Below are 16426 nucleotides of genomic sequence, written 5' to 3' on the forward strand. Positions count from 1 at the left end.
GGGGTTGGCAGATGGAGCCTGTACAAATTATCAGTGTTTCTATGATTGTTTTCGGTTTTCTTGTTTATTTTCTTATATCCAAAATCATGACGGAAAAAGCAAAGGTACAAAGCTGCATACAGGATTGTTCTATATATGCATCGTATATTCAACAGCCTGAATTGCCTGGTAGTTTAACGAATGAAGGTCCATCTTTTATAAAATGGACAAGTGAAGGAGTACAAGCAAAGCAACTGCAGGATATGAATCCAATGGGTGCATTTCGATTGGTAGGTTCTATCATAAATGGCGGTGAAATAGATGCCCATCTAAATGAGTTTTATTTCCCTTATCAAGAGATCCAGAGTATCCGCCGAGTTGTTCACCTAAGAAGTAAACAGGGAGAGGGCGGCGGGCAATATAGTCACCTTATTGAAATAAACGGAAAACACAATCAAGTTGTATATGGCATCGAATCGATGGATGTGAAAAAGCTCGCGGAATTAATTAATGCCTGCTTGTATTTCAATCAAGACATTCAGATAGACAAAGTGATGATGGATATTCTTATAGACCGGAAAGTTCCGAGATTGTATGCCTCGAAGAAATTGGCAAGGAGATTGGATTGATAGTTGGTTTGAGTATTCTGAAGGATCAGGAACCGAATTGTATTTTCATATTATCCATAATTGGAATCCGCAAAGAGCAGATAAGTTAATAGCTTGCCAACTTCATGAGGACATTAGCGAATAGTAAACCAGTGGTCATTTTAAAATGGCCACTGGTTATTTTTTGTACTGTGCTTTTTATAGTTAATAAGAACAGACTTGATGTCAAAATGGGAGTTTGTAAACAAATAATATACTTCTTTCCTTTCTTCTCCCATTGGTTCATATCAAAAAGTAAATAACATTTACAAAAACAATACACTCTCTTAACACACAACAACTTGGCGACAAGTTAAGCTTGGTTTGTGAAGGAGGTCATATCGAATATGAAAAGACGGAGAAGAACAGAAATTCTTATTCAAGGTGATTCTGCATTAGCAAACAAACTTGCAGAATCCATTATAGATACCTATGACTATCGTGAAATTATTGCCCCACAGCAAGGGCTGACGATGGTTAAAATGCGAGAGTCAGCGAAGAATTCCCTGTTTTATATGGGAGAGGTCCTAGTAACCGAAGCAAAAGCAGAAATCAAAAACTGCATTGGGATTGGTATAGTTGTTGGGGTGAAAGACGAGCTTGCTAGAAACCTAGCGATAATTGACGCGGCATACAAAGCGAACCTCCCAGAAACAGTTGTATGGGAGGCGGAGCTAGTGGAAGCAGAAAGGCAGATTATTCAAAAACGAGCAAAAGACCAGGCGAAGCTATTTGAAACAAAGGTAGACTTCCAGACGATGGATGTTTAAGAGAATGTTTATACATATTTTTTAGAGCTTAGACATCAATCATGAGGCAGATGAGCGCTTGAACGGGAGAAAATCGAATAAATTGGGTCACTCACAAATTCGAATACTAGAGATATCCAATTACTTAAATACAATTATCAAAGCTTTTATTTCCTTTTCATTAAAGTCAGACAGGAGAGATACGATGGCTATTGATCACGTGCACGATTTGCAGTTTGTCTACAAAAAAATATTGGATAGTATGTCACGGCCAGGAAAAATTGCATCGCTTCAAACGTTGGCAGGCCGCAATGATTACAATCTGCAAATGCTTGATGCAACGTTACTTACAATGATGACCCTTCTCGATCGAGAGGTGACATTTCATGTACTTATGGACAACGGACAAAACTTACCCGAAAAAATTTCGGAATATACATTAGCAACCCATACAACAATCGATAAAGCAGACTTTGTCATCGCACTAAATGGAACGCCGGAGACAGCAATTACCCGTGCGATGGCGCGATGTAAGAAAGGGAGCTTAATCGATCCACATGCATCGGCTACATGGATCATCGAAAATGCATTTAGCGACGTACCTGAAGGTGAGCTTATGTTAACAGGCCCTGGGATAAAAGATCAAACGATGCTACAAACAGCGCTCACAACAGCTATCTGGCAGGCGAGAAATGCCTGCGTAGCGGAGTATCCATTAGGAATTGATTTGATGTTGACAGATGACGACTTACAGGTTGTTTGCATACCTCGGACAACGAAGGTCGACATAATGGAGGTGAAATAATTGGGCTATGTGGCAGTAAAAGGTGGGACCCATGCGATTAACGCCTCCATCGAGCGTCTAACATTTGAACGGTTGAAGAATCAGGAAATCATTGAAATTGAAACGATTATGGCTACAATGAAAAGTCTGATTGACCAAATTATGTCAGAGAGCAGTTTGTATTCCCCGTATTTGGCAGCACTTGCTATTAAACAAGCAGAGGGAAGCATGGAAGAAGCTGTCTTTTTAATGCGGGCACATCGCTCGACATTACCGAGGCTTTATTACAGCCAAGCAGTTGAATCTGAAACAATGCTTGTGGAACGACGGATCTCTGCTAGTTTTAAAGATATTCCTGGTGGGCAGATCCTTGGCGCGACAAAGGATTACACGCATCGTTTACTAGACTTTGAGCTGCTGGAGGAAGACCCTGCAGAAAATGAAGCGTGGCTATCCAACTATCAAAAAACATCAGAAGCAGTAAAAACATCCGATGAGTTAGAATTTTTTCCGAAAGTAGTAGATTACTTACGGGAAGAGGGACTATTTGAAAACTATGAAAGAGATAATACAAATCCAGTCGATATTACGAAACAAAGCATAGCGTTTCCGGCTCCACGGAGTGCTCGTTTGCAAGTGTTAACGAGAGGACAGACAGGTGCAGTGACAGCATTAGGCTATGCTTCGCTGCGAGGATATGGGCAAGTCCATCCAACTGTTGGAGAAGTGCGTGTTGGCAGCCTGCCGATCTATGTTTCGCATCCGAATGAAGGTGAGCAGGATGAGGAGGATGCATTCTATATCGGGGAAATCCAAGTAACCGAGGTCGAGTCGTTTGTTCCGGTTACAAAAAAGAACGACGCGAATGAGCAGGAACTGGAATTTGAAATAGGCTACGGTATTTGTTACGGCCAAAATGAAACAAAGGCAATTGCGATGAGTATTTTAGATCAATGCCTGGAGCATCCAGAATCCAGTTTTCCGACACACGATGAAGAATTTGTTTTATTACATATTGATTCGGTGGAAGCGACAGGATTTATATCGCATTTAAAACTGCCGCATTATGTTACATTCCAATCGAAATTGGATAGTATCCGTAACGTCAAGAAAGGGGGACATACAGATGAAAACTAAATCCCATTTTGCATTTTTTGATGAAGGGTCGAAAAAGGAAATTCGCCGATCTATTTTAAAGGCTGTTGCGATACCAGGGTACCAAGTGCCATTTGCTTCGAGAGAAATGCCGATTGCACGTGGCTGGGGAACTGGGGGATTGCAAATCACCTTATCAATTATTGGAAAAAATGACGTATTAAAAGTGATTGACCAAGGTGCAGATGAATCTGTCAATGCTGTCAGCATCAAGAAGTTAGTGCAATCGACGACTGGAGTGGAGCTTGTTGAAAGAACGCAGGAGGCAAGTATTATTCAGTCCCGACACCGGATTCCGGAAGTACCGCTAACCCCAGAGCAAATTCTCGTCTTGCAGGTTCCAGAACCAGAACCATTAAGGCGCGTCGAGAAAAGTGCATACAAAACAAAAATCCTCCATTCGGAAAATGATTATAGTGGTGCATGGCTTATGCTATTTGAACAAATTATGAAGTACGGGAGAACGGCTACAGGGGCAGACCATCCTGTGTACGTGAATAACCGCTATGTGATGGCGCCGAGTCCGATTCCAAGATACGATAATCCGAAAATGCATCAGTCGGAAGCATTAATTTTACTTGGTGCAGGGAGAGAAAAGAAAATTTATGCAATCCCACCTTATACGGATGTGGAGTCGCTTGCCTTTGATGACTATCCATTTGCAGTAGAAACCTTTACCGGAAAGAGCTGTCATTTATGCGGTGCGGAGGATGTCTTTTTAGATGAGTTGGTTGATCCGGCTACAAACGAAACGATCTATCAATGCAATGATACGAGCTATTGCATCGAACGGTTAAATAAGAATGAGGAAGTCGAGGTGGAGACAAGCCATGCATGAAGAGCCTCTATTGAAGGTAAGGAATTTACAAAAGCAGTTTGGTGATGGATGCAGCAGGTGTAAGGAAAGACAGAACTTAGAAAAAAATTACTGTCCAAATTGCGGGACTGTCTATGCTTGTCATGATATCTCATTTGATTTATTCGCCGGGGAAATCCTTGGAATTGTCGGGGAAAGCGGCAGTGGTAAATCGACGATGATGCAATGCTTGTATTTTGATGCAGAGGTCACATCTGGGGCGGCGTACATTGATGGTGGACCAGGTTCAGCTGAACAGAATGTATTTGAACTGTCGTCCCAGCAGAAGAGGTACATTCGCAATCATCAGTATGGCATGGTCTATCAAAATCCCGTGCATGGACTAAAAATGAACTTTTCCTCGGTTGGAAATATAGCGGAAAAGCTTATTGCAGCAGGAAAGCGGAATGTATCCGAGATGGAGGAAACAAGTAAAAGCTTGCTGGAAAATGTACATATTCCACTATTTCGTATGAAGGAAGAGCCAAGAAATTTCTCGGGTGGCATGCAGCAGCGCGTGCAAATTGCCAAGGCGCTGTCAAATAACCCGCCAATTTTATTTTTAGATGAAGTAACCACTGGTCTTGATCTATCTGTGCAAGCAAATGTGCTTGATCTTATTAAAAAAATTCAACGCGAGCTTGGGATCAGCATGATTGTAGTCTCACATGACTTAGCGGTCATCCGCATGCTTGCCGACCGGACGATTGTGATGCTGAATGGTTCCATTATTGAGGAAGGTCTGACAGATCAAATTTTGGAGGATCCACAGCATGCATATACACAGCAACTGGTTTACTCATTACTTTAGGGGAGGTTCAAAAAGTCCGGTGAAAATGACACATCGAGAGCAGTAGACTTTCTACTAAATGCCGACACGTCCTGTGTCGAACACAGAAGAAATCACATCCTGTGAAAGCCCGGTACGGAGAGCTAAGCTGCCTCGAACTTCTCGGTCCTTTTGAACTTCAAGCTCTTATCTATAGGGAGGAACGTTGATGGTGCAAATCATTCATAATGGAAACATCGTAACAGAAAATGAAATTTTAGAAGGTCATGCAGTGGTTGTGATCGGTGAAACCATTCAGGAAATCATCCCGGAAGATAGACTGTCTGACTACCCGGCTGCAAAGCTGATTGATGCAGGTGGAGGATATATTTCTCCAGGGTTTATCGACATCCATTCCGATTATATTGAAGGGATTGTTTCACCACGGCCTACAAGCATGATGGATGTCAATATCAGCTTGCGGGAGGCGGAAAAAATCTTAATCAGCCATGGGATTACGACGATGTTCCATTCGCTGTCCTTTTATCGCGAGGATGTGTTTACCCATAAACCAATGCGCTACCCGACAAATGTTCAGCGTTTAGTCGATGCGATAGATTCGACACACAATGAATTGCGCTTGATTCGCCATCGCCTGCATGCACGCTTTGAAATCGATAATATCGATGAAGTGGATCGACTTGTTGAAAATATTGAAAATGACAAGGTGCATTTATTATCCTTTATGGATCATACGCCAGGTCAAGGGCAATACAGAGATTTAGAAGTTTACCGGGAAACGTTAAAAGGCTATCGCGATATCTCTGATTCCGATGTGCAAACGATCATCGCAGAACGCCAAAACAGCACCTTTATGACAATTGAAAAAATAAAAGAGGTTGCGGAGATCGCTTTAGGAAAGGGAATTGCCGTTGCTTCCCACGATGATGATGATGTTGCTAAGATCGATTTAGTAAAATCCTTTGGAACGACGATCAGTGAATTTCCGATTACATTGGAGGTTGCTAAAAAGGCAAAGGAAATGGGATTGCAAACAGTTGCGGGAGCTCCAAATGTGCTGCTGGGCGGCTCGCACTCAGGAAACTTATCAGCAGCAGAAGCGATCAAGCATGGCTGTATTGATATTCTTTGCAGTGATTATTATCCGGCTGCATTACTCCATGCAATCTTCGAATTACACGAAAAACATCATTATGATTTACACGAGATATTTCGTATGGTCACGATTAATCCAGCCAGAGCGGTAAGGATGGATAATGAGACTGGCTCCATTAAGCCTGGTAAAAAGGCAGATCTTTTAATAATTGAGCGAATGGATGATGGCTATCCAATGCTGACCATGACAATGGTGGGTGGCGCAGTTATCACGACGACGAACTACCGATTGAACTAAAGGGAGGGCAGCTAACATGACAATGCTTGACGTGAATGATTTTGGCAAGAGGTTTACAATCCATCATTTAAATAAAACAATGCAAGCAGTAGAACAGGTTAATTTTTCAATCGAGAAAGGTGAATTTATTGGGATTGTTGGTAAGAGTGGCAGCGGAAAATCGACTGTTTTAAAAAGCATTTACCGCTCTTATTTACCAGATGCGGGCGAAGTTATGTATGATTCTGCACGGTTTGGAAGGATTGATTTATGCAAAGCAACGGAAAGACAAATGCTTTACTTAAGGAAATATGAGATCGGTTATGTGTCCCAATTTTTAAATGTGATGCCACGAACGACATCCAGACAGCTTGTGGAAAAGGCGCTCCTTGAGATGGGAGAAACCGAATCGCTTGCACAGATTGAGGCGGAAAAGGCACTTACCCATTTTGAATTGGACCCAAAACTATGGGATACGTACCCGAACACTTTTTCTGGTGGAGAAAAGCTGCGATTAAATATTGCGATGGCAACGGTAAAAAAACCAAGACTCTTATTACTTGATGAGCCGACCGCAAGCTTGGATTATCAGTCAAAGCTAAAGGTACGGCAAATTATTGAAAAATTAAAAGCGAATGGTACAACGCTTGTAGGGATTTTTCATGATATTGAATTTATGGAGGGACTCTGCGATAAGGTTTACGATATGCGGGCTGGTAAGCTTCTTGCTGGAGCAGGTGTGGCAAATGAAAGCTGATTTACATGTGCATAGCACGTATTCGGATGGATCGGATTCGATTGAGGAAGTAATGCGTGAAGCACAATTGAATGGTGTAACACATCTTAGCTTTGTGGATCATGATACGACAGCTGGATTGCTGGAAGCACAGCGATTGGGAGAGCATTACGGAATTATAATCATTCCTGGCATTGAGATTTCCGCATATGACTTTAAGCGAAATCGTAAAGTGCATATTCTTGGATATAACTATCAGCCAAATGCAGGTCATATCAAACAGCTTTGTAATCCGCTCTTAAAACGTCGTCATGCACACACGCTTTGGCAAATCGAGCAGATACGCCAAGCTGGCTATTCGCTCGATGTAACAACAATCATTGAAGCGGCAAAGCCGAGTGAAACGGTTTATAAGCAGCATGTCATGCAGCAGCTGACGAATGCTTCATTCTCATCCGCAGCCTATCAATCGCTTTACAGGAAGCTCTTTAAAGGAGATGGCCCGGCAGCTGGAGATATTGAATATGCTGATGCGTTTGATGCTGTCCATGCAGTGGTTGCTGATGGAGGTGTTGCTGTCGTTGCACATCCTGGGCAATTGGATTCTTATGATCTGATACCAGAGCTTGCAGAAATAGGATTAGCGGGGATTGAACGTAATCATATGGACCATGATGAACAGGACGTACTAATGGTTGAAGCATTAGCAGAACGCTATCAGTTGCTGATGACTGGCGGAACTGACTATCATGGTTCATTTGGAACACATATTCAGGTAGGAGATATAACAAGTCAGATCAGTCCATTGTTTAGATAGTTTGAATTTTCTTAAGTTACTATTAAAACATTGTAAATAGACCTTTTTTCCAGGAAAATTATGTTTTAATAGTAGCTGTGCAGGTAGGGGTTAAATTAAAAGTCAACAATCCTTTAACAATGCTTATGCTGCACATCTAAATTTTTAAGGAGAAGGAGAACTCATTCATGAAGAAGAACTGGTATTTAGTAGGAATGCTCGTTTTAGTACTTGCTATGCTTGGAGCTTGTTCAGGCGGAACAGCTTCAGGTGAGGATGGAGAAGTAGATGATGTCATTGATATTGTTTGGTACCCGAATGAATCTGGTAATGATATGAAATCTTCACGTGATGAAATTGGACGAGTGATCGAAGAGGCAACAGACAAGAAAGTCGAACATCATCTTACAACCGATTATGCAATTGCAATTGAAACCCTTGTTAATAATAATGCCGATGTCGCATTTATGGGTGCAGTTGGGTACATTGAAGCTAAAAACGGAAATGATGCTGTACAACCTTTAGTTGTTCCATCTGGTGAATCAGGTACATTGGACGATGCTATTTATCATAGCTGGTTAGCGGTAAACATGGATGAACAAGACAATTTCAAAGTAGATGGTGAGTTTTCGCTTGATACAATCGTAGATAAACCTTTTTCTTTCGTATCAAACAGTTCAACTTCAGGGTTTGTCGTTCCGTCGTCAAGTATTGTTGAATATTTCAGTGAGCAGGATGAATATGCCGATTTAACTGGGGAAGACCTTATGGAAGGCGGGCCATTTTTCTCTCAAGTACTCTTTGGTGGGTCGCATCAGGGTTCCGCAGTTAACCTTTTAAATAATTCTGTTGAGGTAGCAGCATTCTGTGATACATGTGTGGAAAGCTATGTTGAGCTTGTTGAAGGCGAAGCGAATACACCTGGAGCAGTATATCGCGTGAAGGACGATGCTGCAGAGCCATTCAATACAGTTGCTGGAAGTGAATTTATCTTAATGAGTGTCACTCCAGTACTGAACGCACCGTTTGCAGCAAATTTAGATGTGTTGGGACAAGAGGATTTTGATATTTTACAAGAGTTATTTGCTTCAGATGAAATAGCAAACAATGAACAAATTTTTGTACCAGAGGATTCTGGTGAGTCTGGGTTATTCTTTAAATCAGGTGAAGAGCGATTTATCCCTGTGGAAGATTCTTGGTTTGACCCAATTCGTGAGCTTTCAGAATAGGCAGATTACACATGGAGATAGAGTGTGCATGTAATGTGAATGCATGCTCTATTTTCCTAAAAAGATGACAAAATCTAAAAGGAGCGGAAAAAGCATGTCATTACTGCAAGTAAATAATCTAGGGAAATCGTATAATTCCGAAACAAAAGTGTTAAAAGATGTGAATTTTTCTGTGGAAGCTGGTGAATTCGTTTCAATTATTGGTCCATCTGGTGCAGGGAAATCTACTTTATTGCGATGCATCAATCGAATGGTTGAAATAAATGAAGGAAAAGTAATCTTCAACAATCTGGATGTTGGATCTTTAAAGAAAAAAGACTTGCGGAAATTGCGTACGGATATCGGGATGGTATTCCAGCATTATAACCTGGTACCGCGTCTAACGGTGATTGAAAATGTGCTCCATGGCAGATTTGGCTATAAAACGACTATACAAGGTGTTTTGGGGCGATTCAGTGAAGAAGAAAAGGAGCAAGCATTTTTCCTGCTTCAAAAGCTTGGAATTGAAGAACATGCGTATAAGCGCTGTGATCAGTTAAGTGGTGGCCAGCAGCAGCGTGTTGGAATTTGCCGGGCTCTAATCCAAGATCCGAAGCTTATCCTCTGTGATGAGCCAATTGCCTCTTTGGACCCCAATTCTTCCAAGATTATAATGGATCACTTAAAGTCAATCACAAATGACCTTGGCATCACCTGTCTGGTAAATCTCCATCAAGTTGAGGTTGCTCAAGCTTATTCTGATCGAATTATTGGGCTTAGAAAAGGTGAAATTGTATTTGATGGAAAGAGCGCCTTACTGCTTGAAGAACGGATTAACCATATTTATGGTACAGAAAAACGGGAATTAATTACGGTATAAGGAGCAATTTAGCGTGAATGAAAAGGCGATACGAAGAAGCAGATGGATTACAACAGTTTTCTTAATTATCATTATTGGCATCACGTATTTGTCAGCAGCCATTACTGAATTTAATTTTTTCGATAGTATCGCTACATTGCCAAAAGCATTAGGCTGGATTTTTGAGAATCTCTGGATTACGCCCGAAACATGGGAAAGACTTCCGATCATTTTAGAGAAGCTTAATGAGACAATTTTTATGTCAATAGCAGCAACAACGCTTGCGGCAATTATTTCCTTGTTCTTAGGTTTAATGGGATCGAAAACAACGAAAGTAAATAATGTTTTCAGTGTGATTGCTCGATTGATTGCCTCATTTTCACGAAACATCCCAGTCGTTGCTTGGTCACTCATTTTACTGATTTCATTTGGGCAAAACTCCCTAACTGGTTTTTTAGCTTTATTCGTAGGTACGCTTGGATTTTTAACAAGGGCATTTATCGAATCTATTGATGAGGCCAGTCAAAGTGCTGTGGAAGCATTGCAGGCTACTGGCGCTACGTATGCACAAATCGTAAACAAGGCGGTCATTCCGCAAAGCCTGCCCCAAATGCTGAGCTGGATCTTATTTATGATTGAGACAAATATCCGAAGTGCTACCTTGGTTGGGATTTTAACGGGAACAGGAATTGGGTATACATTCGACTTGTATTATAAATCACTAAACTACAATGCAGTAACACTTGTAACCTTTACGATTGTTATTACTGTCATCATCATTGAACTGATTTCAAACCGGATACGGAAGGTGATTTTATAATGGAAGCAATAAGAGGAGGGGCCGAGCCAAAGCAATCCTACATAAAACGGACGCGAACTGGTCGAATCAATATTAAAGCTGGAAATAAGGTGGAGCTTGTAACGAAGTGGACGATTGCGATGCTGTCTGTGTTAACTGTTATGGCCTTCTTTTTCTTTAACTATACCGGGTTGCAGTTAGAGCGAGCGATTACGGAAACAGCATATAATTTAAAGACAATGTTTTTAGAGCCTTCTTTAAGTCATTTCAGCTGGGGAGAGGCGTTCCATCAAATCGGCATTACGGTTGGTTTAGGTGTATTAGCAACAGTGATTGGAGCGATTATCGCCCTACTACTAGCCTTTCTCGCGGCTGAAAATCTTTCAAAACCATGGATATCAAAGGCTGTACGTGTTGTCGTTGCATTTATACGGGCGGTTCCAACAGTATTATGGGTGCTCATTTTTGCAATTGCTGCTGGACTTGGAAGTGAAGCCGCTGTACTTGGCATGCTGTTTCACTCGATTGCCTATTTAGTGAAAGCTTTTTCGGAGTCATTTGAAGAGGTTGATTCTGGTATCCTGGAAGCAATGCGTGCAACCGGATCAAACTGGTGGCATGTAGTGACACATGGAGTTCTGCCATCTACCTTTACTTATTTATTATCCTGGACCTTTCTCCGATTTGAAATTAACTTCGGTGTTGCTGTAGCAATGGGGGCCGCGGCAGGAGCAGGCGGTATTGGCTTTGAGCTTTTTATGGCTTCAGGGTTTTATTTTGACTTGCGCGAAGTAGGATTTATCACGTATGCCATTCTCGTTATCGCAATAATTTTAGAGATCGTTTCAACACGATTGAAAAATCGTTATTTCCCGGCAGCAGTGAGAAATTGAGTGTTTATAATTGGATTATGCAAAAGCTGAGTCAACAATTTTAATTGAGAGTAAAAGTCGCTTAGTATAGATTTCCCTGAAACTAAGCGGCTTTTATCATACAATAAAGGCTGTAAAACTACAGTTTCAAAAGTGGAAGTGTTAATTCCACTGCTTTTATTCCTTCAAAATCAACATATCATTGTCATCAAATTGCCAGTTTTCTCCATAAGCAACTTCCCAGTAAAAACCATTTGGATCTTGAAAATAGCCGCTATATCCGCCCCAGAACACAATTTCAGGTGACTTTACAATCTTAGCTCCTGCTTTTTTGGCAATGGCAAAAACTTCATCTACCTCTTCTTTGGATTTCCCGTTATATGCCAGCGTAATCCCGCCAAAACCAGTGCTGACCTCCGGTGGATTTTCTTCGTTAATATCTTTAGCTAACCGATCAATTTGGAACAAGGATATTTTTGTTCCGCCATTATTGAAAAAAATAACTTCCGGATCGGATTCTTCGCCATAGACCACTACGTCAAATCCAAGCCCATCACGGTAAAACGCTAACGATTCTACCATGTCCTTTACACCTAATGTGATTAAATTTAACCGATTCATTCAATCATCTCCTTACTCTACAGCATTTTCAATAATCGAGAAGCTAGCCTCATCACAATTTATTTCAGCCTGTACCCCATATGGAAGAATGAATTTTGGCTCGGTGTGGCCAAAGTTCATATTATAAAGAATTGGCAAGTCCTCTAATCCATATTCCTGCATAACTGTCAGTATTGCTTCCTTATATTCAGTGTAATACATTTCATCATGAGGCTTGGCAAAAAGGATACCATTTGTATTCTGTAAAATACCTTGAGCAGCATAATTTCGCAGCCAATATTTAATCAGATCAGGCTTAGGCTGCTCCTCTGACGTTTCAAAGAAAAGAACGCAGTCTTCCCAATAGCTCATTTCTGGCCAAAGCACAGTACCTTTTGCAAACTCAAGGACATCCATACACCCGCCAATCAACCTTCCATGTACAACACCAGTACCCTGGAGTATTTCATAATTAGAATTTGGTTGCATCCTCCTCCGAATATCTTTATTTTCAATGTCCCAAGCTAAAAATTCACTCGTCCACTCGTCGGCAGGCTTGATTTCTCCAATTTTTTCATGAGAGAAAATTGTACTGCGGATGCTTTTTATGGTGTAAGGGTTCATCGTGATATTCTCGGCGAAATCCGTTAAGATGGACGGACCATAAAATGACGAAATTCCAGCTCTATGACAAAATAAATGTGCTATTGTGACGTCGGAGTATCCCATAAATATTTTCGGATTTTCACTAATCGTATCGAAGTTGATATAGGGCAGCAGCCGAATGCTTTCTTCCCCGCCAATATTAGCGATAATCCCTTTAATGCTTTTATCACTAAATGCCGTCATCAAATCCTCTGCTCGCGCCTCTGGATATGCATAGAGATAATCAGATCCCTTTAAGCTGTTTGGCATAGCGACCACTTCTAGACCAAATACATTCTTTAGTCGTTGGACACCTTGTTCATAGCGCCATCTTAGGGATTCATCACCAGCACCACCCCAAGAAGGGCTGACAGTTGCTATTTTGTCACCGGGCTGCAGCTTATTCGGTTTTATCAATAATGTTTTCATATCTTTTAATCCTCTCCTCGATATTTCAAGTTAGCAATGTATTGTTATTCCCAATAACATACTTGTAGTTGATTGCCATCCGGGTCATATAAGTCAGGAATATAAATCGCCCCTATAAGATTGCTGATCAAGATCAGTCCCCCATTGCTTTAAAAAAGATTCGTTTAAACATCTTCGTAAGATATTCGCTATTCAGATAAAATAACCCTTTAATAATGATGAAAAAGGCAAAAAAGAAGCTGCATACAGCAGCTCCTTTTGATCAACAATTATGGGGATGGACGGTTCGGCCCATGCAATTTAACACCAGTCTTATTCTCCTTTTTTAACCTATTCAATTCTTCCTTGCTTTTATTTTTGGATTTCGGTCTGCCTGACATCTAAATCCCTCCTTTGATGATTAGTTTGTCTTATTTTTTAAAAAAGATAATTGGGATTGTTAATGTGGACAAATTAAATCTGCTGAGTACAGAAGAAAAAGCTAAGGTTCCCAATTAGAATATGTTTAAAGCAGTTGAGCTGAAATGCTCTATAAGTACAAAAAGACGGAACATAAAGTCCAGCATCTTGTTATTTACTTCAGCGAAATTGGTATCCATATCTCACTTTTAAAATTCGGAGATGCGACATCTTTAGATTCATTCCAGAGAATTTCTGGACCTTCTGCCTGCTCATAATTTGCAGACGGGAACCATTCAGAATAGATTCGGCCCCAGACATTTTGTAGGGTGTCAGGAAAGGGGCCAATTGCTTCAAAAACCGCCCAAGTTGTTGCAGAGACTTCAAGCTTGGTAAAGTTATCCGGGCATTCCTCTGTTGTTGCAACGCCAATGTAATGGTCGAGCGTACCTTTTTCCTCCATGCGTTCTTCTGAAAAATTTGTAGATGCGGAAATAAGCCCGTGTGGCTCGATATTGGATAAAACCTTCAATTGTAAAATTTTATCCTTTGATAAACTCTTCCACATAGCAGCAATTTCAGGATTAACACCCTCAAATTGTATTGGTATAGTTTTGTTAAGGCCAACAATACGGAAGGCTTCTTTTTCTTCAATTCTATATTCCATTTCACTTCCTCCTTTTATCGTTAATTGGAAGGTCATTCGTGGAAAAGCTTTAAGTGCTTTTCCATTCGTTTTCGCCTCAGATGGCGGGATTCCATGCAAGGTTTGAAATGCTCTTGCGAAAGCATCGGGTGAGCGATAGCCATATTTGATTGCGACATCAATAACCTTTACGTTTTTATCTCGAAGCTCAAAGGCTGCGGCTGAAAGCTTTCTGCGTCGAATGTATTCCGAGAGTGGAATACCAGTGAGAAAGGAAAACATACGCTTAAAATGATATTCCGAACAATGAGCAATTTGAGCAACTTTTCTATAGTCAATTGTACTTTGCAGGTTTTCTTCCATATATTGAATGGCTTCATTCATTCTTTTTAGCGAATCCATGCGATGACCTCCTTCAAGGATAGAATAGCAAGAAGCGAGTGGATCGACCCGACATTATGTGCCCGATTTGGCAGGGTACTGTACAACTATAATAGCATGCACATCTTTCTTAAATGGGAATTGTGTAAAATTTTAGTAAAAATGAAATATGGCATAGACTTGTCCAGATAACATGTTAAAATTAAACTAGGAAGTTACATAAGTAGGTGAGATTCGATGAAATTTTGGATGAGAAAACTAGCTGTTGTCTTAGTAACTATCTTCACATTAGGAATGTACAGTCCGACTGCCCTGCTAGAGATTGATGCAGAAGAAAATGAAGACGCTTTTTCTTCAGGGGCAGATATCAATAATCTTTCAAGCCCTGTAACGGAGTTAAGGGAAGAAATCGATTATACAATAACGGCACCTATAGTTGAAACGAACCCGAAAGAAATGGCTGTAAGGGAACTAACGCAAATGGCCAGGGAGCAAGCGATCACCAAGTTTGGTCCTAAAATTGCCAATCAAGTAGAAACAGAGTTCACAGACATTATTTTACCGAACATTGAAGCAGTCTTAGCTTCTATTTTAGACGAATCTGGTACAGATAATTACGCTTATTTTGCAATTACAGAAAACCCTGCAGAAGGCTATGGTGAACGAATTTTTAATGTATATGACGAAAGAAGAGGGAAAGATATTGCAAAGTTCCATGTGCGCCGGGATAACCGTCCATTAGAAGGCCACTATTTCAATTTCCATTACCACGTCAGCAGTGATGGATTTAAGGAGCACCACGATATTGGGGAAATTTATTGGGATAAAAACACACCGCCGAAATGGATGGCTTAATAAGTAAAACACTTAAGCTGCTTTCCCGTTGTTAGATACAATTTAACAATGGGAAAGCAGCTTATATTTTTTTATGGAGTTCCATTCAGTACCTCCAACAGCTCCCCAATTTTCCGATCACGAATAACCTCATCTGCAGCATAATCAAGCTCAGTCCTTTCTTGATTAACAATCACCATTTTAGCTCCGCTTTCCTTTGCGATGAGGGGAAATTGGTTTGCCGGTGTAACGCTTAGCGAGGAACCTAGTACAATAAATAGATCAGCCCGTTCCGCTTCTTCTAAAGCCAATTGAAACGCATCCGCTGGCAAAGTTTCACCAAACAACACAATAGAAGGTCGCAAAATCCCGCCACAAGAACAGTGGTATTCCCTTTTAATATATTCCTTACTGTCATAAACTTTTCCGCAAGATTCACAATGCAGTTTTTGCAAAGTGCCGTGAAGCTCGGCAACTCGTTTGCTGCCTGCTAGCTGATGGAATCCATCGACATTTTGAGTGATAATCGATTGGATAATTCCGCGTTTTTCCCAATCCGCTAAAATGAAATGACCTTTATGTGGGTGGTATTCTTTCACGCCAAGTACCCGTTCGCGATAAAATGCAATAAATTCATGCACATTATTATTTAACGCATCCGTACTAGCAATTTTACTAGGATCCTTTTTCTGCCAAAGTCCCTGTTTCGATGAGCGGAAGTCTGGCAGTCCACTTTCGGTTGACATCCCCGCACCAGTGAAGACAACAGGATAGTTAGCTGTATGCAACCATTCCTTCAACATTTGATTCCCTCCGATTCAATAATGATCAGTATTTGATTCCCTCCGATTCAATAATGATCAGTTCCATTATACAACAGCTATTATAAT

The 16426-nt window shown here is 40.8% G+C and carries 18 protein-coding genes; 14 read left to right on the forward strand and 4 right to left on the reverse strand.

All coding sequences use genetic code 11. From position 1 onward, the window contains the following. The first annotated feature begins 11 nt into the window (after positions 1-11). From NSQ77_RS12030 to NSQ77_RS12090, 13 genes are all read left to right on the forward strand, one after another. The gene (locus tag NSQ77_RS12030) at positions 12-608 is read left to right on the forward strand and encodes a hypothetical protein (protein ID WP_339226236.1); all 597 of its coding nucleotides are present in this window, start codon (positions 12-14) and stop codon (positions 606-608) included. Between the two features lie 365 nt (positions 609-973). Beyond that, entirely contained in the window at positions 974-1396 is a 423-nt protein-coding gene (gene phnG, locus NSQ77_RS12035; protein ID WP_339226237.1) for a phosphonate C-P lyase system protein PhnG, read from the forward strand. A 184-nt stretch (positions 1397-1580) separates the two neighbouring features. After that, positions 1581-2180, forward strand: coding sequence for a phosphonate C-P lyase system protein PhnH (phnH, locus tag NSQ77_RS12040; RefSeq protein ID WP_339226238.1), 600 nt, complete (start codon positions 1581-1583; stop codon positions 2178-2180). Further along, a complete protein-coding gene (locus tag NSQ77_RS12045) occupies positions 2181-3296 on the forward strand; it encodes a carbon-phosphorus lyase complex subunit PhnI (RefSeq protein WP_339226239.1) in 1116 nt (371 codons plus the stop codon). After that, positions 3286-4152: an alpha-D-ribose 1-methylphosphonate 5-phosphate C-P-lyase PhnJ gene (locus NSQ77_RS12050; protein WP_339226240.1), complete on the forward strand. Its 867-nt coding sequence runs from the start codon at positions 3286-3288 to the stop codon at positions 4150-4152. Before NSQ77_RS12045 ends, NSQ77_RS12050 begins: the two co-directional genes overlap by 11 nt. After that, positions 4145-4981: an ATP-binding cassette domain-containing protein gene (locus NSQ77_RS12055; protein ID WP_339226241.1), complete on the forward strand. Its 837-nt coding sequence runs from the start codon at positions 4145-4147 to the stop codon at positions 4979-4981. Before NSQ77_RS12050 ends, NSQ77_RS12055 begins: the two co-directional genes overlap by 8 nt. A gap of 190 nt (positions 4982-5171) precedes the next feature. Next, positions 5172-6353, forward strand: a complete 1182-nt coding sequence (phnM, locus tag NSQ77_RS12060; protein WP_339230998.1) for a phosphonate metabolism protein PhnM — start codon at positions 5172-5174, stop codon at positions 6351-6353. A gap of 16 nt (positions 6354-6369) precedes the next feature. After that, complete coding sequence (locus NSQ77_RS12065) at positions 6370-7089, forward strand: ATP-binding cassette domain-containing protein (protein ID WP_339226242.1); 720 nt, start codon at positions 6370-6372, stop codon at positions 7087-7089. Next, positions 7079-7885: a PHP domain-containing protein gene (locus NSQ77_RS12070; protein ID WP_339226243.1), complete on the forward strand. Its 807-nt coding sequence runs from the start codon at positions 7079-7081 to the stop codon at positions 7883-7885. Before NSQ77_RS12065 ends, NSQ77_RS12070 begins: the two co-directional genes overlap by 11 nt. Positions 7886-8052: 167 nt before the next feature. Beyond that, positions 8053-9093 carry a PhnD/SsuA/transferrin family substrate-binding protein gene (locus NSQ77_RS12075; protein ID WP_339226244.1) on the forward strand — a complete coding sequence of 347 codons (1041 nt, stop codon included), beginning with the start codon at positions 8053-8055 and terminating at the stop codon, positions 9091-9093. 94 nt (positions 9094-9187) lie between these two features. Then, positions 9188-9952, forward strand: coding sequence for a phosphonate ABC transporter ATP-binding protein (gene phnC / locus NSQ77_RS12080; RefSeq protein WP_339226246.1), 765 nt, complete (start codon positions 9188-9190; stop codon positions 9950-9952). 13 nt (positions 9953-9965) lie between these two features. Next, complete coding sequence (gene phnE, locus NSQ77_RS12085) at positions 9966-10751, forward strand: phosphonate ABC transporter, permease protein PhnE (protein WP_339226247.1); 786 nt, start codon at positions 9966-9968, stop codon at positions 10749-10751. Then, positions 10751-11623 carry an ABC transporter permease subunit gene (locus NSQ77_RS12090; RefSeq protein WP_339226249.1) on the forward strand — a complete coding sequence of 291 codons (873 nt, stop codon included), beginning with the start codon at positions 10751-10753 and terminating at the stop codon, positions 11621-11623. Before phnE ends, NSQ77_RS12090 begins: the two co-directional genes overlap by 1 nt. Before the next feature lie 156 nt (positions 11624-11779). On the opposite strand, the gene NSQ77_RS12095 is transcribed toward NSQ77_RS12090, so the two are convergent. The 3 genes from NSQ77_RS12095 to NSQ77_RS12105 all read right to left on the reverse strand — a co-directional run bounded on the left by NSQ77_RS12095 (position 11780) and on the right by NSQ77_RS12105 (position 14723). After that, positions 11780-12223, reverse strand: coding sequence for a VOC family protein (locus NSQ77_RS12095; RefSeq protein WP_339226250.1), 444 nt, complete (start codon positions 12221-12223; stop codon positions 11780-11782). Between the two features lie 12 nt (positions 12224-12235). After that, positions 12236-13276, reverse strand: coding sequence for a S66 peptidase family protein (locus NSQ77_RS12100; protein ID WP_339226251.1), 1041 nt, complete (start codon positions 13274-13276; stop codon positions 12236-12238). 574 nt (positions 13277-13850) lie between these two features. Beyond that, positions 13851-14723: an AraC family transcriptional regulator gene (locus NSQ77_RS12105; RefSeq protein ID WP_339226252.1), complete on the reverse strand. Its 873-nt coding sequence runs from the start codon at positions 14721-14723 to the stop codon at positions 13851-13853. 216 nt (positions 14724-14939) lie between these two features. On the opposite strand from NSQ77_RS12105, the gene NSQ77_RS12110 reads away from it, so the two are divergent. Beyond that, positions 14940-15557 carry a YpjP family protein gene (locus NSQ77_RS12110; RefSeq protein WP_339226253.1) on the forward strand — a complete coding sequence of 206 codons (618 nt, stop codon included), beginning with the start codon at positions 14940-14942 and terminating at the stop codon, positions 15555-15557. A gap of 71 nt (positions 15558-15628) precedes the next feature. On the opposite strand, the gene NSQ77_RS12115 is transcribed toward NSQ77_RS12110, so the two are convergent. Then, positions 15629-16339: an NAD-dependent protein deacylase gene (locus tag NSQ77_RS12115; RefSeq protein WP_339226254.1), complete on the reverse strand. Its 711-nt coding sequence runs from the start codon at positions 16337-16339 to the stop codon at positions 15629-15631. Between the last annotated feature and the right edge of the window lie 87 nt (positions 16340-16426).

Source organism: Oceanobacillus sp. FSL K6-2867, from assembly GCF_037963145.1.
Lineage (GTDB): Bacteria > Bacillota > Bacilli > Bacillales > Amphibacillaceae > Oceanobacillus.

Coding starts and splice junctions, on each gene's coding strand:
- NSQ77_RS12030 (WP_339226236.1), top strand. CDS start 12: ATGGAGCCTGTACAAATTATCAGTGTTTCTATGATTGTTTTCGGTTTT.
- phnG (WP_339226237.1), top strand. CDS start 974: ATGAAAAGACGGAGAAGAACAGAAATTCTTATTCAAGGTGATTCTGCA.
- phnH (WP_339226238.1), top strand. CDS start 1,581: ATGGCTATTGATCACGTGCACGATTTGCAGTTTGTCTACAAAAAAATA.
- NSQ77_RS12050 (WP_339226240.1), top strand. CDS start 3,286: ATGAAAACTAAATCCCATTTTGCATTTTTTGATGAAGGGTCGAAAAAG.
- NSQ77_RS12055 (WP_339226241.1), top strand. CDS start 4,145: ATGCATGAAGAGCCTCTATTGAAGGTAAGGAATTTACAAAAGCAGTTT.
- NSQ77_RS12065 (WP_339226242.1), top strand. CDS start 6,370: ATGACAATGCTTGACGTGAATGATTTTGGCAAGAGGTTTACAATCCAT.
- NSQ77_RS12070 (WP_339226243.1), top strand. CDS start 7,079: ATGAAAGCTGATTTACATGTGCATAGCACGTATTCGGATGGATCGGAT.
- NSQ77_RS12075 (WP_339226244.1), top strand. CDS start 8,053: ATGAAGAAGAACTGGTATTTAGTAGGAATGCTCGTTTTAGTACTTGCT.
- phnC (WP_339226246.1), top strand. CDS start 9,188: ATGTCATTACTGCAAGTAAATAATCTAGGGAAATCGTATAATTCCGAA.
- NSQ77_RS12090 (WP_339226249.1), top strand. CDS start 10,751: ATGGAAGCAATAAGAGGAGGGGCCGAGCCAAAGCAATCCTACATAAAA.
- NSQ77_RS12095 (WP_339226250.1), bottom strand. CDS start 12,223: ATGAATCGGTTAAATTTAATCACATTAGGTGTAAAGGACATGGTAGAA.
- NSQ77_RS12100 (WP_339226251.1), bottom strand. CDS start 13,276: ATGAAAACATTATTGATAAAACCGAATAAGCTGCAGCCCGGTGACAAA.
- NSQ77_RS12105 (WP_339226252.1), bottom strand. CDS start 14,723: ATGGATTCGCTAAAAAGAATGAATGAAGCCATTCAATATATGGAAGAA.
- NSQ77_RS12110 (WP_339226253.1), top strand. CDS start 14,940: ATGAAATTTTGGATGAGAAAACTAGCTGTTGTCTTAGTAACTATCTTC.
- NSQ77_RS12115 (WP_339226254.1), bottom strand. CDS start 16,339: ATGTTGAAGGAATGGTTGCATACAGCTAACTATCCTGTTGTCTTCACT.